Raw genomic sequence first — 20,689 nt, 5'->3', positions numbered from 1 at the left:
ATCAGGATTCCTTCCTTCTAAAGTCTGGAACTTCGAGCAGAATGCCGCCTTTGTTGGAGGATTCGGCTGCCAATATGGCAGGTGCTGCTGTCTCCACCGCGGTATACACATTCATCTCTAATTCTTTATCCTCAAGGATTGCCTTCAGAAAATTATGAACAGGCCATGAATCCGCGTTGCCGTGAGCACTATGCTCTTCAAATTCGCTAATATCGGCTGCCGTCACTTCCCAATCCATATTCCTCCACGTATCGTCATTCGCCGTCCACAGCTTGGGCTTATCTTCGCTCGATCTGGCCCATTCAGCGGTTGCTTCCGTCCCCTTCACTTGATACCAATGATACCCGGTGTCCTTGCGGTGACCATGCGGCGATGTGAACCCTGCCGCTACCCGCAATATCGCGTCCGTACTTGTATGCATCAGGGCCACTTCCATATCCCGGGCTTCATAATTGTCCACATAATAGCTTCGCGGGCGGGTCCCCATACAGGAAACCTTCGTCACCCGGCCTCCCGTAATACTTAGAAGCGGACTCAGCGTATGCGGCAAATAATAGATGGGATTATAGAACCGGATATTCCTCCACGTCGGCTCTACCTTCCTGTCTTGCGGCGGAGTAGCGATCCCGCTTATCTTCTCACCTGTGAGCGGGTCAAAGAAATAATCCCATTCCCCGTAATGCAAATACTCTCCTTCGGCAAAAAGAATATGGCCAAATTCACCCTGGGCCGCCATTCTCCGCCATTCCTGAATAAAACCCCAATATCGTGTTTGTTCAGACAACTGGTACTTCGCCCCCGTCTTCTCGACGGTATGGACCAGCTTCCAGCATTGTTCGATCGAATATGCGGCCGGAACCTCAGTCGTGACGTGAATGCCTTTCTCCATGGCATAACAGGCGATATCGACTTGAATATCCGGCGGAGCGGCGATGAGTACGGCATCTATCGTTTCATTGCTGATCATTTTCTCATAGTCGGTATAGCAGTTGGCAACTGGAACGCCTAACTCGGCGGCCGCCCTCTCCACATTATTGCGAATCGAGTCGCATAAGGCGACGACTTCACAATCGGGATGCTTGCGGTATAATTGAGCCACATAAATCCCTCTGATCCCCGTACCGATCACGCCTAATCTGACTTTTTTATTTGCCATTCGAATTAATCTCCCCTCGGCCAGAGCCGCTTTGTAAGGTTGCTCCACGATCCCACCTGGACGATCTCATAACACGCCGTATTTGTTATAAACCTCGATCAGCAGCTTGCCTTCCAACAATTCCGTACGGGTATGATTCTCCCGCTCCACCTTATCAAGGGCATTCTGCACGGTCTGCAGCAATTGGCTGGACGGGATAACGGCAATTCCATCGCTATCGGCAAATATAACATCGCCCGGGTGTACCATAATGCCTCCGACTTCCACTACGCAGTCGTAGTCGATGACAATGCCTCTGCCTCTGGAATCCACGGGCTTGTATCCCGTGCAATAGACCGGGAAGCCCAGCTTCTTAATCTGCCTGGTATCGCGAATTAAACCGTCGATAACAGCCCCGCTACTTCCTCTCATCTTGGCGGCAGTCGAGAGCAGCTCGCCCCAAATGCCGTTATTTCGGGATTTATTGGTACAGACAACGACTACCTCATCCGGCGCTATGCTGTCCATCGCTTTAATTTCCATCTCATAGGGATTCTCATGAATATGGTAGACATCGGCGGCCAGTATCGTTTTGGCCCGGCCTACCACGACAACCCCATCCTCCAGGGGACGGATATGTTCATCCATCGCCTGATTGCGGTATCCCAGATCATCCATTGAGTCACAGATGACGCCTGTATAAAGCTTCTCTTTCATCAACGCAAACAATTGCTGGTCGGTCCAGTTTTCCATGGTTGCACGCTCCTAAACAGCTTTAATTATGATTATTTCTTATACCCTGTTCGATCTGCTTGGTGAGCGCAAGGCTCGCGATTCCCTCTGCCGTACCCGGTACACAAGGGGTATCCATGCGGATACTGGCAATAAACTTATCCAACTGAATTCGAAAGCAGGAGGCTGCCCAATCTTCCTCCAGCTTGACCGTTTCCGTTAACTTATCCGTCTTTAATTGGACGTATTGAGCGAAGCGGTCAAATATAGCGATCCCTTTGGGTCCCACCACCTCAAATTCCCCATTCGGGAAGTGCGGCAGGAACCAGCCAATCTCGACTCTGGCGATATCGCCATTCTCATAATGAATCATGGACAGATCATAATTCGTCGCCGGAAACTCTGGACGGGTGCGGATGCCATAAGCGTCCACAGAAGCTACAGCCGAATCCGTGAGAAAATGCAGAAAGTCGGCGACATGAGCGCCATCGTGAATCGAAGGCGAGCCATGCTGCATCGTCCGGTAGATCCGGTCATAATGCTCCTTGTTGCCCTCCGGATCCCATACTTCATCGAAGATGCCCAGACGATAGACAAGCGGAGAGCCCAGTCTTCCTTCTCTGATCCACTGTCTCAGCGTTTCCAGCAGGGGTCCGTGCCGATAGGTAAATCCGACCTGGACCTTGCAGCCCGTAGCCAGCTCCGTGGCCTGAACTTTCTTGGCGGTTACCAGATCAACCGCCATCGGCTTTTCGCATAATACATGCTTGCCGGCTTGTAGGCTCTCCATCGTCAGATGAGGCGTCACCCACGGAGGCGTGCATATGATAACAGCATCCAGCGACTCGCTTTGCAGCAATTCCCGATAATCCTCTGTCACCAGCGGCACCTGGTACTGCCCGGCAAGCTGCTGTGCCCTCATCAAATCCGCATCGCAAAGCGCCGCCAATTGTACGTCCGGACAAGCCATTATTGCCGGAATATGCCGTGAAGCGGCAATATCGCCGCAGCCAATAACTCCAATACGAAGTGCTTCGCTCATGCCGTCCTCTCCTCCCCTGCCTTAATCCCGAACAGCCGTGCACTCCACTTCGACCAGAAACCCATTAAGCTGGCAGGCCACCACCGTGCGCGCCGGATATGGCTCCGTAACATATTGGCCATACACTTCATTGAACTGCGCCCAGTGGGAAATATCGCTCAAATATACGGTGGACCTAACCAGATCGTCCATAGTGAAGCCATTGTCCTCCAGCAGATTGCGGATATTTTGCATCGTTTGATGCGTTTGATCGGTAATATTCTCGCCCACAAGCTGCTGGTTGACGTCGAATGGCCCGAAACCGGCCAGATATAAGGTATTGCCTTTGAGGATAGCGGATGAATAGTTGCCGAACACCGGATGGACAAGGGATGAAGCCAGCTGTTGTTTGGTCAAATTGAACTCTCCTTACCTAATTGAAGTATCGACTTGGCGAACTGCGACAATCTGCCCGAGATTGCTTCAAACAACCTCCCACCCTTCTCGCTGCTGGCCATTGAGGGTTTGCCGAAAACGCCGGATGCTGTAAGCTCTTTAAAGTTAAATACTCTTGCCGCCGCATTGCCTTTCAACATATCAAATTCCCAAATCCCTCCGGCAGGTTGGCCCCCGTCATCGGCAATTAAATCAAGCCGCACTTTAGACGGATCCAAATACAGGTACAAGGAAGTCTCAAGCTCGCAGGCGTGTCCCAATCCTCCTGAATCCGATTCGCGGATCGATGCGATCTCCTGCGCGGCAACATGCCAATATTCAGCAGCGATAATCAGGATATCGGGAAAATCATTCTTCAACTGCTGCAGCACCATCTGGTTGGGTGCGCTGTTTCCTCCGTGCCCATTCAAGATCCATAGCTTGCGCGCGCCCATACCGATGTAAGATTGGCAGATGGATTGCAGCATTTGAATATAAACCGGGTGGTACACGGAAAGCGTCCCGCCGTAATCCAGGTGATGAGGGGAATGACCCAGCCACATGGTCGGCGTCAGCAGGATCGTTTGCGAGTTTTCCCGTTCAAGCTCCTTGGCCAAATGATCAACAATAAAGGTATCCGTGTCAGTCGGCAAATGCGGACCATGCTGTTCGGTTGATCCAACCGGAATGACAACCAACGTGTGTTCAAAATCAATATTCCCAACCTCGGGAGCTGTCATATTGTGCAAGATCATTGGACATCTTCCCCCATCTATACGGCTAGCTTGGATAACTGGTCAAAATCGATAGTAACCCCTAACCCAGGCTTATCGGGAACGATCAACTCTCCTTCATGGATAACCAGTTGTTCCTGCGTAACATCCTCCCGGTAACCGGTAAACCCCCGGATATCCGACGCGTGTCCGGACAGATTGGACATCGCCGCGGCAACGTGAGCGGAGGCGGCAGCGCCAATCTTCCCTTCAGGCATCGAGCCTATTGTACAATCGATGTGATACACCGAGGCCAGCTCAAAGATTTTACGGGCTCCCCATACACCGCCGGCTTCCGTTATATAGACATGTATCAGGTCGGCTGCATAGGCGTCCAGATTTCTTTTGGCGTCATGCACATCCCAGGCACCCTCATCAATCAGAATGAGCGCATCCGTATTTTGGCGCAGCCATGCCAGTTCACTTAAACGTTCATGATGCAAGGGCTGTTCGACGATGGTAACCCCATACTGAGTCAGCTCATCGATAAGCCGTTTGGCAGCTTTGACATCCTGCCAGGCCATATTCACATCCACCCGAAGCATGACGGAATCCGGAATGGCATTGCGGATCATCCGGACGAGCTCTAAATCCGCCCGGTCATCGTTTCCAATTTTGAGCTTCAGCTCCTTGTAGCCTTCACCTACTTTACGAATGGCGGTCTGAACCATGCTTGCATGATCGCCCATGGATATACCGCCCGTAAGACGAATTTTGTCCCGCCGTTTGCCGCCGAGCAATTGATAAACAGGCTGTCCCAGAATCTTCCCCAATAAATCCCACAACGCCATCTCTACCCCTGCTTTAGCCAATAAGTGCCGCTTGGAGAAGCTTGACCAATGATCCATCAAATCCGATATATGGGACATGTTCCTGATATCCAAGCCTTTCAGCTTCGGCGCCCAATACGTATTGACCTCATGACATAACGAATGGGCGCCTCCAAACCATGCAAGAGCGATCTCGCCTGCACCATATTCTCCGGAATCACTGCGGATGATGACAATTCCATGATTCGAAGAATGATAGGTTCCCCACATATCGCTTACCGGCTCCTGGAACGGAAGGTTAATGGGAACGGCCTCCACGGATAAAATTTTCATTCCTCATTCCTCCTCTTATGCCAGCCCCAGCGTTTCCAGTGTGTTCTTATACAGAATTTTCTCGATCACTCTCTCGGGCACGCGTGGAAGATTGGTGCCGTCAACCAAATGATTAATATTGATAAGGGATTGCTTGGTAGCCTCGATGCCAAAGAAGGGAAAATCCGTGCCGAATAATAACTTGTCTTCAATGCCATACTCGACTGCCTCTATCAAGCCGTTATACATTTGCCAGGGCCGGCTGCTTAACGCCGAGATATCCGTGTAGATATTCGGGTTCTTGCGGACAACGCTTATCGCTTCGCCAAGCCAGGGATGACCCATATGGGCGATGATCATCTTCAGCTGCGGGAATGCCCTGCCGATCGGATCCAAATACACCGGCCTTGATTTCTCCAGAGGCCCCCGCTGTACGAAAGATGTGCCCTGATGCCACATAATCGGAAGCTTCAGCTCCTGCGCCTTGGCATACAACGGATAACATTCCCGGTCAAGCGGATGAAAGTCCTGGTAGAAGGGGGCAAGCTTCAGCCCCACTAATCCGAGTTCCTTCACAGCCGATTCCAGCAGTATATGGGCGTTCGCCCGATTCGGATCGATGCTGGCAAATCCGAACAAACGTGTCGGATCCTCCTTTACATATTCGGCTACATATTCATTGGGCACATTAAACCCTGTCGCTGGAGCATCCATGGCCAGTACAACGGCACCCGAGCAGTTCTTGGCGTCCTTCATCATTTGCCGGTGTTCATCTGTCGTGCAATTCATTCGGAAGTCTGTACCCCATGCCCTCTGTGCATCAGCTAGAAAATGTCCTGATATATGCTCCGGTTCAGCAATATGGGTGTGGCAGTCGAAGATCATGGTATACCTCATTTCTTATGATTAAATAGGTTTTATCCTTTGACAGATCCGATTAACAAGCCTTTCATGAAAAACCTCTGCAGGAAAGGATAAACAACCATAATAGGCAGCACCGTAATGACTGTCATCGCAATTTTCAGGCTTTGGGGAGTAAGCAGCTGCGTATTGGCAGCCCCCGTGCCCATCGTGAATTGCTCGACGGAAGTAATCGACTGGAAGGAATTATAAAGGATATATTGCAAGGGAAACAAATCCGGATTCATGGCATTATAGAATTGAGTATCGATGAATGAGTTCCACTGACCGATGCCTGCAAATAACGAGACTGCCGCAATAACCGGGATGCAGATCGGCAGTATGATTTTCAAAAATAAATAAGCGTCGTTCGCTCCATCCATGAGTGCGGACTCTTCCAACTCTTTGGGAATGCCCTCAATATAGGTTTTGATGAGAATCATATTGAAGACGCTTACCGCAGACGGAATGATATACACCCAGAACGAACCGACCAGCCCCAGGCTTTTGATCAGGATATACGTAGGAATCAGACCCCCTGAGAAGTACATGGTAAACACAAAATACTTCCGGAAGAATTTAATGCCAACCAAATCATCGCGGGTAATCACATAAGCCGCCATCGAAGTCACAAGGACCATCGATATCGTGCCCAAAATCGTTCTGGCTACGGAGATATATATACCGTGCAGAACATCGCCATTGGCAAAGATCGCTTTATACGAATCAAGGTTCACCTGCTTGGGCAGAAACAGAAACCTGCCGCTCACCAGCGATGGATTACTTAGCGAATAATTAATGAGATGAAGAAATGGGAATGCCATGACGATAAAAACAACAGCCATGATCGCTATATTGATCGAATCAAATATGCGGTCCCCCGAACTTTGTTTGTACACGATCATTTTCCTCCCTGCGATTGAATCAAAAGATCGCTTTACCCGTTGTTTTCTTGGAAAAGGCGTTAACAGAAACCAATATCAATAAGCTCACGATTGTCTTCACGATCCCGACGGCGGAAGAATAGGAATAATTCAATTGCTGAAGCCCGAATTTATAGATATACATATCAAGGACTTCCATTTTATCCCAGTTAGTGGCATTCGTAAACATGAAGAACAATTCGAAATTGGAATTAAGGATCCATCCGCTGTTCAAGATCAAGATGATGATGAAGGTCGGCATTAAGTTGGGAATCGTAATTAATCTCAGCTTCTGAAAGCGTGATGCCCCGTCGATATCCGCCGCTTCATACTGATCCGATGGAATCGCCGATATGGCTGCAAGGAAGATAATGCTGATATAACCCACCGACTTCCACGCCTCCAGGCAAACAACCAGCAGCCAGGCATATTTGCTCTCTCCAAGAACATTCATGCCATCGGATAGAATCCCCCACTTTATCAGCAATTCATTAAGCAATCCCGATGAAGGCGACAGAAACGTATTGGCGATGGAATAGATAATGACCCAGGAGATGAAATACGGGAAAAAGGAAACGGTTTGCAAAATTTTTACAATAAACTTCTGCCTGATCTCATTCAACAACACCGCAAATATTAAACCACATGAAAGATTGGTAATAATCATCATGATGTTCATGGATAAGGTGTTGCGAAGAAGGTAGACATAATCATTGCTCTGCAGGAAAAACCGCTTGAATTGCTCCAGCCCCACCCACTCCGAGCCCCAAAAACCCAAACCGATCTCATATCGCTTAAAGGCAAGTAGCCAACCCAGCAGCGGTATATATTGAAAAGTCAGAACCAATAGAAACGCTGGAGCCAACATCAGGAAAAGATACCTTTGCTTAAACAATCTCGCTCCTAGCATGACAGCCCTCACCTTCTATATTGGAGAAACCAGGAGAGGCGCCACTCTCTCCGATTTCCCCACACGTTTATTTGTTTAGCTCAGCCGACGCTTCTTGGTAGAGTTTGTTGTATTCATTAATGACATCATCGGGATTGAGCTTGTCGTATTCTTTAATGACATCATCCCAAATCTTGCTGAATTCCGCATCGTCCTTGGCCATCATCAGTTTGGCTGAATTTTTCACCCTGAATTCAACCATTTTCTGTTCCGTCTGAATGAGGGGCGAGTTGGGATCCATCTTAATCGAAGGCACAATTCCCGACTTTGCTCCTACAGCCGTCTTCTCCCAATAATCGACCGAGGTTTTCCAGCCCAGCTTCTCAAAGGCGTTCATCGTTTCCGCGGTTTGGGACAATTTGTCGACGTAGTCGGGATTCGAGCCAACGTTGAAAGCCTGACCGTCTTCTCCCGTTCTGGCATCAAGGCCCAGGAACGAGAACAGGCCAATCCCTACCTTGCTGTCCGCATTCAGAGACTCAGTTGTGAACAGCTCTGTCGGAACTCTTATACCTTGAGCATCCACGGTGTAATGCTTATCTTTGATTCCGGATTGGATCAAGGTTTGGCCTTCATCCGTTGAAGCCCAATCCAACAATTCCATGATTCGTTTCGGATCTTTTGCATTTTTGGTTATGATGGTGTTATTGAATGGGACAAGGTCCAATTCCATAATCAGGCGTTTCTCGTTTCGTTCCACCTGCGTATTGCTGCGGACCGGCAGGACGATATACTGCTGCTCAGGCTGCCCCGCTTTAATCAATGCTTGATTGACGCCGGAAAGTCCCCACAGGGCATACCAGCCGGACAGTGCTCTGCCGCTATTCAGCTTCTCAATGTATTGATCATATTTATCCGTAAACGCTTCCTTATCCAGAATTCCTTCTCGATATAATTTATTGAAGAACTTCAAGGATTCAACCACATATTCATTCTTTAAATAGTCGACGAATTGATTATTCGCATGATCGAAAATGACCGCGCCATTTCCCGCCACGCCGGTATATCTTCCGCCTTTCTCGTACATGATTCCGGCAATCCCGGCCATTCCCCACGGTTCTCCGAAGGGGACCGCCATGCCGATCGTCTTCTGACCTGACGCTGTTTTCGGGAAATCCTTCATCGCCTGTTTAAGATAGTTAATCCATTCATCCTCTGAAACCAGGTTTGGATAACCTTGCTTCTCCAGGACATCAATTCGGGTGCCGATATCAAGCCCGCGAACGTTATTCTTGAAGTCGCTCTGTCCGGTTTGCCAGTTATAGAGCTTCTTATCTGCGGATATGCTTCTCCATAATGGAATTTGCTCAGCATACCGCTTGGAGAAATTCGGGGAATCCGGCAAGTACTCATCAAGGGCCAGCGCTGCTCCTGCCTGTATGTACTTCTGCAGGCTTGGATTGTATTCAATCCGCAGGATTTCCGGGTAGTCGCCACCGGCCAGCATCAGGTTAACCTTTTCTTCCCAGTTGCCTGCATAAGGAATAAATTCAAAAACAATATTGAATTTCTCCTTGATGATTTGGCCGATCTCGGTTTCATCCGAGCGCTTAATTTTGTCCGACCCTCCCATATACTTGATCGTGTACAGCGGGCGCTCCTCTTTGGGATCGGTTTCACCTTTGTTGGTGGAAGGTGAATTTGTTGGCTCTATCCCCTCATTTTTTCCCCCGTTGTCGCCGTTGTTCGAACATGCAGCAGTGATGGATACCAGCATGCAAACAACAAGCAGCGCCAGAAAATTCTTTCTTAAACTTTTCACGTGCATTCTCCCTTTCCCATTGTTAATTGGTATGCGCTTACATAACCCCGAAAACTCAATTCTCTTCAAACCCGAACTCCATTCTGTTCTGACCCAGTCCCCAGTTCTCTTCTAGCCCAATACCTGTTCTCAATTCCTTCTAGCCCGGTACTCCATTCTGTTCAAGATCAAATCCGTCTTGGTCGTTCCGTATACAGAACAAATTTAATATTTGATCTACATACAGAATAATTTAATAGCTATTTTTTGTCAATGCCCAATATTTTTGCATTATATCTCCAATTCATCTATTATAGATATTAAATAGAGTTGATTTACCGAACAAGGCTTCAATATTGTTTCACTGGAGGAATAATTGATGTCAAAAGTTTCAGAAAATGTAAGCTACTCCGTACCCGCTTTGGAGAAATCGATCTCAATCATCGAGTGCCTGGCGCAATCGACCGACGGCCTTTCATTATCCGCGATATGCAAGAAACTGGATTTGCCGAAGACGAGCGTTTACGCCATCCTATGTACCCTGGAAGCCCATAATTATATTCGCAAAAACCCTGGCGGTACCTATAATCTGGGTCTTAGCTTCTACAGCTTAGGCATGCTGTCTGTACGGCATATCGACTCCAAACAGCTATTCGTTCCCCATTTGGAGGCATTGCGCAACGAGACGACTTACACTGTACATCTTTGTACGTATGATAATGGAGAGTCGGTGTGCCTTGAGAAAATCGAAGGTTTGAGCACCATCCGGTTTCTTTCCTATGTCGGTGAACGCAAATTAATGAACGTATCGGCTTGCGGCAAAGCAATGGCCGCCTACCTGCCCGAGAAAGAGCTGCAGGTGATGTTCAGCAAAGGGATGCTTTCCTTAACGCCCAATTCGATTAATACCGAACAGGCCTTCCGCGAGCATCTGGAACAGATTCGGCAATACGGCTATTCGATTGACGATGAAGAGGGGGAAATGGGCGTACGCTGCGTAGGAGCTCCGATCTTCACGGAAGGCCACCAAGTGTTCGGGGCTATCAGCGTGTCTACCCTCAAAGGGAATTTGCCAATGCAAAAAATCCCCGAGTACGGAGAGAAGCTGATCCAGACCGCGAAGATCATTTCCGCTTCTCTTGGATACAAGTAGATAGGGAAGAAGAATAGTAGAATTCCCTTGATGGGGAAGGAAGCTGAATGGCCAAGAGCAGAATCTGCTGCTTATGGCTGCGGGGAGCATACGGAAGAATCATAGGGGGACTGCTTTGGCGTAGTAACGTGCCGAGGGGTCTTCTTTTTTTGTGTGTTCGCCCGGGTTAAGCTGAAGCACACGCAAAGACGCAAAAAACCCCCGAGCGATAAAGGGACAAAATCGCTCGGGGGTTTAGTTTGGTTCTTAACTTACCTTCCACTTACAACGATACGCCAAGGAGCCCTCGTGTTAATTGAAAATCAACGTTCCCCTGCTGATAGAGACGCGGCGTATAGCTATGCTCCATGATTTGTTTGCAGCGCTCCAGAATGCGGCTGTTCCAATCGGCGGGATTCCCCGTGAGCATCAGATCCAGGTCATTGGCGAAGGTCTGCTGCACAGCCGGTTCCGACGCCACTTGCAGCATCGGCACGAACGGATGCGTCTGCATCGGATGATTATGGACCAATGCTATGATTAACTCTACACCAGTGGCCGCCAAGCCCGTAACGGTCTCCACCCAATGCTCGGTTGGGGTTTCCATGATGTGGAAGCCCGTTTGGCGGGCATGTTCCCCGTAAGCCAAAGACGGTGTGGCATCCATTGTAGTCAATACCTTCTCCCTGTAAGCAGGCGTTGAAAGCAATCCGCTGTTGTGGGGTACAACGACCATGCCCCCTGCGCCGACAATCATTTTGGTCAACCCCGCCAGCTGCTCGCCGGCGGCGCCTGCTACGGGACCATCGCTGACGATCCCTATCCGCAAGGCTTCCAGCCCTACACTCTCCGTGGTGTCGGGCCCGGCTGCGGACAATTGATCCACAAACCACGCTTCCACCTTCTGCATCACCTTATCGATCCCGCCGTCAAGCTGAATACTGGCAAAACCAAGGCGGCCGGGCTCAACCCCCATTTCCTCCATCTGGTGACGCATAAAGTCATTGTGGGTTTTCTCGCAGCCATGCTCCAGCAGCAGACAATGCTTGACCAGCGGATGAGTGACATAGCCAATCATGGTGCGGGCATACAGCTCCTCGGGTTGACCGCCCGAAGTGCCGCAGCCTTCCGTGTGAGCCAAGGCGACAAAGCGCGAAAGCTGCTTGGGCTGACCAAGCCCGCGTTTATTCAGCCGCTGTGCAATCATATTCGCCACCTGCCCGGAACAAAGACTGGTGGGTAGGATTAAGCCGATGCGGTCACTGGCGCGATGGCCGTTGTGACACGTTAATGTGAAGCGGATGGGATTCGTATCCGCAGCTGCATCCGCTTGAATCGCAATAGGTTCCCCCGTAGGCAGAGGGGTGTGGAGCAAGGCATCCAGCTGGCTGGAATCGGTTTGCCGCCAGTTGCGCCAGATCTGTACCTGCGAATGGCCCGCCTTCTCGCCGACACTGCGCTTGCCGGAGGCGATTTGCAGCGAAAGCTCAAAGGCCTGCTCGCTCAACTCATCCATAGATATGCCATTCAGGTACTGGCCTGCGTTGACATCCATATCATTTGCCAGCAATTCGAAACGCTGCGTCGTGGTCACCACCTTGACCGTCGGCACAAATGGAAAGTTCGTGATGGAGCCATTGCCTGTCGCGAAGAAAATCAGGTTGCAGCCGGAAGCCACCTGCCCGGCAATGCTCTCCAGATCGTTACCGGGGCTATCCATAAAATAGTATCCGGGTTCTGGCATGGGCGCACCATAGTCAATCGCATAGTCCAGGCGGGTCGCCGGGTCTTTTTTGCGGGCAGCGCCGATGGACTTGAGATAAATATTATAGAGGCCGCGGAATTTATTGCCGCCGGACGGGTTTCCTTCCGCGCTGGCACCATGCCAGGACGTACGCTCCTTGAATCCTTCTGTGAACGTTAGGAATTTACGGGCGGTTTCCACGTCCCGTACCTTCTGCAGGACATAGGGCTCAGCGCCGATCAGCTCATCGGTTTCGGCAAGACTGGCAGCGCCACCGTAGCGTACCAATTCCTGCGCGATCCGACCCAGCAAGGGATTCGCCGAAATGCCGGAAAAAGCATCCGATCCTCCGCATTGCAGCCCAATCTTCAGATGGCTAATGGATTCCAGGGTCCGTTCCATGGCATTGACCGTTGGTAGCCAATTCCGTACAATGTCTTCCCCTACGGTCAGATTATCTGCAAAACTACCCTGGATGGACAAGAACCGATGCAGCACATCATCCAACGGATAGTTGTGTTCGCGTAAATACGCCTCAACCATCTGATTGGTCACGGATTCAATGCCATAATCTACGATCAAGACCGCACCCACATTGGGATTGACGATAAATCCGGCCAACGTGCGCAGCAATAATTCCCGGTTATTGGGCTGATCCGTGCCCCCCTCCGTATGCGCAACGGGGACAATCCCCTCCACATGGGCATATTTCATCAGTTCGCCTTGCAGACGGAGGGCTAGCTGCTTGACATAGCTTCCCGTGCGGGAAGTGGTGCCGAGCAACACAATCGTGTTGCGGGTACCGACGCCGCGCGCCTCGCTGCGCCGATAACCGAGGAAGGTGCGCGTATCCGGGTACGCAGGCAATGCCGGAGCCGGTTGGAATTTCGTCTCGTCGAGCACAAAGGGGTGAACCTCGTCGTCAAAATTAGGCGCCGCCGGCAGCGCAAAATCCAGCGGTCGCACACTAAGCTCCTCCAATACATTCTGGTTGATCACATAATTGCCGGGCTGGATCGATTGCACAGCCATACCGAAAGGCAATTCCCAGGAAAGCAAGCCTTCCCCAGGGGCAATCTCCTTGATCGCAAAGCGATGGCCTTCCATAACCGTATAATCCAAGATCAAGGTTTGACCTTCATAGTGAATGATGGTGCCCGCGTCCAACTGCCGAATGGCAGCAGCCACATTATCTCCGGGTAAAGGAAGTCTGGCGACTTCGTCAAAGCGGTAAGTTGCATTCATCGATTTCTAGCTCCTTATTTAAGATTTGCTTGGGTTAACATAAAGCAAACTGCAAAGATATTAGAAGACCTTGCTAACCATCAGCAGGAATATAGTTGGGAACGATTACATAAATGATGCGGAAGCTTAGCTTGACGCATGCGTTCATACAAATATTGTATCATGAATTGGAAGGGATGGCTGGTGTTTTCTGAACACCAAGTAGCGGAAATGACCCATTGAGGATTCGTTAACATGTAATCATCCATAATAAAAAGGCCTACATAGACCTTTTTAATCCAAACGTTGAAATTAATTCCCCACCGCCGGCTACCAGCGTCACACATCTCTTACTTAAAAGGCCTGGATACCGAATTTCAATAATTTCTTCGGCAATATATCGTCCAGGTTCTGAATATCGGCATCCTCAATTTCAATTAACTTAAAGCCGTATTTGTTGTAAATATCCAACTTGGCTTTCTTGCGTTCCTTATATCTTTCATCGTTTTCCATTCCCCAGTATTCGATATACACTTTGCCAATGGGAAGATAAAAGTCACAATACAGATCTTCTTCCACAGGGAGTTTTCTCTCATAGGCGTGTACAATCTCGGACATATAGAGCCAATTATCGATTAACATCTCCGCTCTGGAACGCACATAATGCCCATCTGTCGTACGGTGCTTGGCTTCGAACTTCTCCCGGAATCCTATATGAGGCTTTTCGACTTTCGGCTCTTTCTCTTTACTTGCCCTATCACTTTCTTCATTATTGCATTCGATTACATTCCCCTTTACGGATTGAATCGTTTCAATAAGGCGTTTATTTGTTAAAATGCCGACACCCCAGGATACAGATGGAATGCCCGTCTGTGCATGCTCGAATTGTTTTCCTCCCAAGCTTTCGCCTAACCGGGTTACCGTCCATCCCTTCACGGACTTCTGGATCATACCGAGCTCAGATAATATGGGATTCATGCGGAACTTGGATATGTTGAAATGCTGGCTAAGCGCTGTTGCATTTATTAATTTGTTCTCTTCTACAGAAGAATTTAATTGGTCTTTTATGCTTTCCTCCCACGCAATGTAGGTGCCGTGTTGGGGATGCGACTTCAGAATCCCGCCTGCATCTTTTCCTTTATCGGTCAACACCCAGCTCTCGTTCTCCCGATCGATCAGTCCTTGTGACAATAAGATCCCGAACAAGTCCTTGGCTTGCATCTTCAGTTCCTTGGCTAGTGCGGAGGTTGATACATATTTCTGTGACATCTGGTTAGAAACAACCCGCTTTCTATGTAATTATTTGTCCTATATCTAGCTTCTATATCGGCTTGATATCGTTTAAAGTTCATAGTTTAAATAAACCCGGTTCCAGCATTTTTGAGTTGAACATCGGTTTTCCAGTATCCGCCTTTCCTGCAAAAGGTTATGTTGTATGAACAGACGTTTCAAAGTATATTGGTGTAAAAGATTCCTGATGGTAGGGAATCCAACCAAGTTACGCAATGGATAATGGACAATACAAGCCCCAAACTTCGCTATTCACCTGACGCGGTCCTACTAATTCCACTTTCGAGAAGGGACTGTTTTAGTGAGAACAAAAACAGCTGTTATCGTTACAATGATCTTGCTGTTATTCAATGTTATCCTGATATTTCTAGTGGATCTTCTTACTTTTAAGATGATCCCAGGAAGAGCCATTTCAGGGAATGGTAACCCTGCTTTCATATTGTGGTTTATCGAGATTCCAGCCTATGTATTCCTGCTTCTTGGCATATGTTATATAGTGAATAAAGAAAAATATTTTACCAATCGAAGTATTTACTATCCATTGCTGTTCCTGCTCATCATCGTCGCAAGTGTTTATCTACAGTATAATCACGCAAATCATATTAATAGCACCAACGCTAATTTAATTGATGAATATGGTTGGATAAATCAGTACACCAACACGATCTATATTAACTACTACACGTTCCTGATGGGTATATTTACATTACTTGGGCTTCAATCATTGTTTCAAAGAATAAAAAAGGTATGATGTGTGACTCAAAAATGAAAACAGCTGGACGAAAGGCTAGAGTTAGCCCAAATCCAGCTGATGATTTAGAGTGCAAGATTAAAGAATATGATATAATTTCCAATATATTGATAAATGGAAGTGAAGTTATGAGAAGAGTACAAAATATATATTATGGCGTAGTAACTAACGAAAACAGCATGACGGAATTACTTTGCAATTATATGGCGTATAAACCATTTCGAGATTTATTCCTCGGCTTATTTCTAAGCAATGAAGAGCTTGAAAGATTTGAGTACGATCATTTCCAAACACAATATACAGTAGAATTGAATAATTGCCGACCCGATATTGTTCTATCCAATGATGAATATGAAATATTAATTGAGGTTAAAACCTCCAATTCGGGATTAACGGAAAATCAACCTGTAACCTATCTTCAGCACTTGTATGAAGCAGGTGAAAAGAAAAAGTTTCTAATTTTTCTCGTACCATCCAATTATGCCTATCAACATATCTGGTCATCAAAAGCGAGCGAATTTATAAAACGTAATGGCCTTGCCAATATCCAAACCCCAACCATATATTGGAACGAACTGATTCATATCATACATGAAAGTGAATTGTTTCTTCTAAGTGAGAAAATAAAAGATTTCTATGATCTGCTAAAGATATGGTTCGAGGTAAAAAGAATCACATTTACGAATTCGGAGGTTTCTTTTATGTTCAAGCCTGAAATACCCAGTATTATGAATAAGCTGTTTGAGATCGTAAATGGGGTAATGGACTACTGCAGTAAAGAGTTCAAAGGAAAAATAACAAGTAATGATACGGAATATGCCATTTACTTCAAGGATGAAAATAAAGGTTATGTCTTGTACTTTGGAGTTTGGTACGATTTTTGGGATAAACATGGAAGTCCTTTGTGCTATGGTGTTTGTTCGGAATGGGATGAACAAACGGTAAAAAACTTTGAGAATAAGCACAAGCTACTCTATGAACAAGATAATTATCTAATGATGAATGTACCAGAGATCATGATTAGTAGTGAAAATTGCTCTGAAAAAGTCGCACAGTTAATCTACAATGAATTAGCCGCATTAAAGAAGAATCCAACTCTTATGATTAATACAAAACTATCGTGAAAGCAGCTCAACAAATTTAATATCCGCCGGGGCAAACGTAAACTCTCCAAGCTGGTTCGGATTCACCCAGACATTTTCGTCATGGTCCACAAGCCTGATCTCACCGCTCACAAACCTTGCCCGGTAAGCAATTAACCTAATATGCGTCTGACCATACCAATGATCGTTCTCGCCAAAATACGCATAAGGCTCAATCTCAATATTCATCTCTTCCCGAAGCTCCCGCTTCAGGCACTCCTCGGCTGTCTCCTTATGCTCGATTTTCCCACCCGGAAACTCCCACAGACCCTCCTGAGACTTCCCCTTCTTCCTCCGGGCAATCAGGAGCTGTCCCTGTCTGTTCTCAATTATCGCTGCCGCTACTCTGATCATCTTCCTCACATCCTATACAATAACCTTGTTTGCTGCCGGGACAGCCTAACGGGATACCTCTTCGCTGCCAAGCGATGCGCCCTACAGCAGTGATCGGTTTCACTACCATAGACATGGATAAACCCGCCTAAACAGACTTATCTCTGCTCAAGCGGGTTTGTCCATGAATCTTATCTATCGATTAAACCTAGTGTATGCAGCATTCTGATGAGCACAACCGCCGCTTGTGCGCGTGTCGTCTCACCCTTCGGATCGAACGTTTTCGCGCTTGTACCGTTCATAATTTGAAGGGTAAACATTGTGCGAACATCCTCCAAGTAAGCTGGGTTCACGCTTCCGATATCTTTGTAGCCGTTCAGGTTAACAGAATCCTTTGCAATCGGCGACTTTTCAAGATTAATCACTGCCGCCAACATGCTCGCCATTTCCTCGCGGGATAGCGGTTGATCGGGCTTGAAGCTCGTACCAGTAGAGAAGCCGAGCAGTCCAAGTTCCTTCGCTTTGGCTACCTCATCGAAGTACCATGCGCCTTGCTTTACATCTCCATACGGCGCTGCATTGCCGGCAGATGTGCTGTGTCCCAAAGCCCGGATTAGAATAGCGGTAAACTCCGCTCTCGTTACGGCTTTGTCAGGGCTATACTTCCCTTCGCCAACTCCTTCAACGAGTCCTTTCGCAGCAGCCAGCTCTACAAAAGCTTTGCTCCAATGTTTAAGCGTATCGGCAAAACTCACCGGATTTTTTGCCACGACGTACACGCTGTTGGAATTAGAATTGATCGTCACGTACCATGCGCCATCGATCAATACTTTCTTCGCGGATACAAACTCAAACTTCTTAGTCGTTTCGTTATAACGGAACACGCCCCATTGCTCCGGCATATCGGTCATGTTCTTTGGCATCGGGATGATTCGCGTCAGCGCACTGCTGAATTTGTCCGCTGTTCCGATCACTTGCCCTGCCTTGGTGTTAATAATTAAGATGCTGAAATCCACAATCGCGCCCAATACTTGGCCATTTGGCAATCCGTTTGCAACCGCCGCTTGAATGTCCTTGTCACGAGACTTATCGGTCAAAGTGACCTTGAAGCTTATGTCCCCTGTATTGAGGTTGTTTTTCGCAAGCAAATCCTGCAGCCCCGGAATGAGCGACGTCAGGTTGACCGGCATTTGGTAACTACCGTAAGGCGTCTTAATCTCCATGAAAAAAGTGGCGTTTTTCTTCTCAAACTCGGTTAATAGACTTGCCGGTATGCTGACATAGGCAACGCCGTCTTTTGGTGTAACTTCAAGAGCGACGGACGGCTTTCGGGTGTCAATTTTATCTGAGTCAATCATAATGCCATTTTGGTCGATATCCAAACGGGTAGGAGCACCCGGAGATGTTGGACTACCGCCAGTCTCGCCACTATTTCTACTATTAACAACTTGCGTTACCGTAAAGGTTACCGACGTCATGCCCGCAGCGGACACCGTTACCATAGCCGTATACGTTCCTGCGGTGAGTCCGTCATTCGCTTTTACCGTAAAGGCCGTGGACGGCGTCCCGCTATTGAGCGTTGTCTCCGTTGGCTGCGTAATCGTAAAGCTGCTCGCGTTCGTTCCGCCTAGCGTTGTCACCAAGCTCGCCAAGTCGCCGGTTCCCGTTCGCGTCACCGTCACCGTTTTCGTTTCCTGCGTCCCCGATGCATAGTCCGCGGTCAGCGCGTTTAGCGTCTCATCCGACAACGGGCTGATCGTGTACGTCAGAACAACTTGCGTTACCGTAAAGGTTACCGGCGTCATGCCCGCAGCGGACACCGTTACAATAGCCGTATACGTTCCTGCGGTGAGTCCGTCATTCGCTTTTACCGTAAAGGCCGTGGACGGCGTCCCGCTATTGAGCGTTGTCTCCGTTGGCTGCGTAATCGTAAAGCTGCTCGCGTTCGTTCCGCTTAGCGTTGTCACCAAGCTCGCCAAGTCGCCGGTTCCCGTTCGCGTCACCGTCACCGTTTTCGTTTCCTGTGTCCCCGATGCATAGTCCGCGGTCAGCGCGTCAAACGTCTCATCCGACAACGGGCTGATCGTGTACGTCAGAACAAACTGCGTATACTGGGCTGCCGCCGATATCGCTGATGCGCCGCCCGGTGTCGTTACCGTTACGTCTACGGTTCCCGCACTACCCGCCGGAGCGATAGCCGTGATCTGTGTCGCCGAGTCTACTGTAAAGGACGTCGCCGCGGTTCCTCCAAACGTCACCGCGGTTGCCCCGGACAGATTCGTACCGGTCAATGTGACGCTCGTGCCTCCGGACGTCGGACCCGATGTCGGTGTCATGCTTGTAATCGCCGGCTCAGCTATATACGTAAACTGGTCCGCCGCCGATGTCGCCGATGTGCCGCCCGGTGTCGTTACCGTTACGTCTACGGTTCCCGCACTACCCGCCGGAGCGATAGCCGTGATCTGTGTCGCCGAGTCTACTGTAAAGGACGTCGCCGCGGTTCCTCCAAACGTCACCGCGGTTGCCCCGGACAGATTCGTACCAGTCAATGAGACGCTCGTGCTTCCGGAGGTAGGACCCGACGTCGGTGTCATGCTTGTAATCGTCGGCTCAGCTATATACGTAAACTGGTCCGCCGCCGATGTCGCTGATGTGCCGCCCGGTGTCGTTACCCTTACGTCTACGGTTCCCGTACCCGCCGGAGCCGTTGCTGTGATCTGCGTCGCCGAGTTTACTGTAAAGCCCGTCGCCGCCGTTCCACCAAACGTCACAGCCGTTGCCCCGGACAATTTCGTACCGGTCAGCGTGACGCTCGTGCCTCCGGACGTAGGTCCCGACGTCGGCGCTATGCTTGTAATCGCCGGCTCAGCTATATACGTAAACTGGTCCGCCGCCGATGTCGCTGATGTGCCGCCCGATGTCGTTACCCTTACGTCTACGGTTCCCGTACCCGCCGGAGCCGTTGCTGTGATCTGTGTCGCCGAGTTTACTGTAAAGAATGTCGCCGGGGTTGCTCCAAACGTCACCGCGGTTGCCCCGGACAATTTCGTACCGGTCAGCGTGACGCTCGTGCCTCCGGACGTCGGACCCGACGTCGGCGCTATGCTTGTAATCGTCGGCTCAGCTATATACGTAAACTGGTCCGCCGCCGATGTCGCTGATGTGCCGCCCGATGTCGTTACCCTTACGTCTACGGTTCCCGTACCCGCCGGAGCCGTTGCTGTGATCTGTGTCGCCGAGTTTACTGTAAAGGATGTCGCCGGGGTTGCTCCAAACGTCACCGCGGTTGCCCCGGACAGATTCGTACCGGTCAATGTGACGCTCGTGCCTCCGGACGTCGGACCCGACGTCGGCGAAATGCTCGTAATCGTCGGCGCAACTA

Annotated in this window: 16 protein-coding genes; 2 read left to right on the top strand and 14 right to left on the bottom strand. The window is 49.1% G+C overall.

The window, feature by feature from the left end; all coding sequences use genetic code 11:
- Window position 1: 1 nt before the first annotated feature.
- The 10 genes from IEY46_RS32820 to IEY46_RS32775 form a co-directional block, all read right to left on the bottom strand.
- Entirely contained in the window at window positions 2-1,156 is a 1,155-nt protein-coding gene (locus IEY46_RS32820) for a Gfo/Idh/MocA family protein (RefSeq protein WP_188999629.1), read from the bottom strand.
- Window positions 1,157-1,222: 66 nt separating this feature from the next.
- Window positions 1,223-1,888 carry an RraA family protein gene (locus IEY46_RS32815; protein ID WP_188999626.1) on the bottom strand — a complete coding sequence of 222 codons (666 nt, stop codon included), beginning with the start codon at window positions 1,886-1,888 and terminating at the stop codon, window positions 1,223-1,225.
- A 22-nt stretch (window positions 1,889-1,910) separates the two neighbouring features.
- Window positions 1,911-2,909: a Gfo/Idh/MocA family protein gene (locus tag IEY46_RS32810; RefSeq protein WP_188999623.1), complete on the bottom strand. Its 999-nt coding sequence runs from the start codon at window positions 2,907-2,909 to the stop codon at window positions 1,911-1,913.
- 21 nt (window positions 2,910-2,930) lie between these two features.
- Entirely contained in the window at window positions 2,931-3,305 is a 375-nt protein-coding gene (locus tag IEY46_RS32805; RefSeq protein WP_188999620.1) for a RidA family protein, read from the bottom strand.
- Entirely contained in the window at window positions 3,302-4,078 is a 777-nt protein-coding gene (locus IEY46_RS32800) for a creatininase family protein (RefSeq protein WP_188999617.1), read from the bottom strand. The genes IEY46_RS32805 and IEY46_RS32800 overlap by 4 nt, the downstream gene beginning before the upstream one ends.
- 17 nt (window positions 4,079-4,095) lie before the next feature.
- Window positions 4,096-5,199, bottom strand: a complete 1,104-nt coding sequence (locus IEY46_RS32795; protein WP_188999614.1) for a mandelate racemase/muconate lactonizing enzyme family protein — start codon at window positions 5,197-5,199, stop codon at window positions 4,096-4,098.
- A 15-nt stretch (window positions 5,200-5,214) separates the two neighbouring features.
- Window positions 5,215-6,063 (bottom strand): amidohydrolase family protein, encoded by an 849-nt coding sequence (locus IEY46_RS32790; RefSeq protein ID WP_188999737.1) that lies wholly within the window; start codon window positions 6,061-6,063, stop codon window positions 5,215-5,217.
- A gap of 32 nt (window positions 6,064-6,095) precedes the next feature.
- Complete coding sequence (locus IEY46_RS32785) at window positions 6,096-6,977, bottom strand: carbohydrate ABC transporter permease (RefSeq protein ID WP_188999612.1); 882 nt, start codon at window positions 6,975-6,977, stop codon at window positions 6,096-6,098.
- 25 nt (window positions 6,978-7,002) lie between these two features.
- Window positions 7,003-7,911 carry an ABC transporter permease gene (locus IEY46_RS32780; RefSeq protein WP_188999611.1) on the bottom strand — a complete coding sequence of 303 codons (909 nt, stop codon included), beginning with the start codon at window positions 7,909-7,911 and terminating at the stop codon, window positions 7,003-7,005.
- Window positions 7,912-7,978: 67 nt separating this feature from the next.
- Complete coding sequence (locus tag IEY46_RS32775; RefSeq protein WP_188999608.1) at window positions 7,979-9,712, bottom strand: extracellular solute-binding protein; 1,734 nt, start codon at window positions 9,710-9,712, stop codon at window positions 7,979-7,981.
- Between the two features lie 358 nt (window positions 9,713-10,070).
- Here IEY46_RS32775 and IEY46_RS32770 point away from each other — a divergent pair, with 358 nt between their 5' ends.
- Window positions 10,071-10,844 carry an IclR family transcriptional regulator gene (locus IEY46_RS32770; RefSeq protein ID WP_188999606.1) on the top strand — a complete coding sequence of 258 codons (774 nt, stop codon included), beginning with the start codon at window positions 10,071-10,073 and terminating at the stop codon, window positions 10,842-10,844.
- 262 nt (window positions 10,845-11,106) lie between these two features.
- On the opposite strand, the gene IEY46_RS32765 is transcribed toward IEY46_RS32770, so the two are convergent.
- Together IEY46_RS32765 and IEY46_RS32760 are read right to left on the bottom strand one after the other, a co-directional pair.
- Window positions 11,107-13,812 carry a UxaA family hydrolase gene (locus tag IEY46_RS32765; RefSeq protein ID WP_188999605.1) on the bottom strand — a complete coding sequence of 902 codons (2,706 nt, stop codon included), beginning with the start codon at window positions 13,810-13,812 and terminating at the stop codon, window positions 11,107-11,109.
- Between the two features lie 333 nt (window positions 13,813-14,145).
- Entirely contained in the window at window positions 14,146-15,060 is a 915-nt protein-coding gene (locus tag IEY46_RS32760; RefSeq protein ID WP_188999603.1) for a glycerol kinase, read from the bottom strand.
- 786 nt (window positions 15,061-15,846) lie between these two features.
- Between IEY46_RS32760 and IEY46_RS32755 the strand changes: the two genes are divergently transcribed.
- Window positions 15,847-16,956 carry a PD-(D/E)XK nuclease family protein gene (locus tag IEY46_RS32755; protein WP_188999600.1) on the top strand — a complete coding sequence of 370 codons (1,110 nt, stop codon included), beginning with the start codon at window positions 15,847-15,849 and terminating at the stop codon, window positions 16,954-16,956.
- Here the strand turns inward: IEY46_RS32755 and IEY46_RS32750 are convergent.
- Both IEY46_RS32750 and IEY46_RS32745 read right to left on the bottom strand, forming a co-directional pair.
- Window positions 16,948-17,328 carry a (deoxy)nucleoside triphosphate pyrophosphohydrolase gene (locus tag IEY46_RS32750; RefSeq protein WP_188999598.1) on the bottom strand — a complete coding sequence of 127 codons (381 nt, stop codon included), beginning with the start codon at window positions 17,326-17,328 and terminating at the stop codon, window positions 16,948-16,950. The genes IEY46_RS32755 and IEY46_RS32750 overlap by 9 nt on opposite strands.
- Window positions 17,329-17,498: 170 nt before the next feature.
- Window positions 17,499-20,689, bottom strand: a 3,191-nt coding sequence (locus IEY46_RS32745; protein WP_188999595.1) for an IPT/TIG domain-containing protein, incomplete at its 5' end; no start/stop codon positions are given.

This window comes from Paenibacillus nasutitermitis, from assembly GCF_014641075.1.
Classification (GTDB): domain Bacteria; phylum Bacillota; class Bacilli; order Paenibacillales; family Paenibacillaceae; genus Paenibacillus_Z; species Paenibacillus_Z nasutitermitis.
The sequence above is the reverse complement of the archived record's forward strand: the minus strand, read 5'-3'. Positions and strand labels throughout refer to the sequence as shown.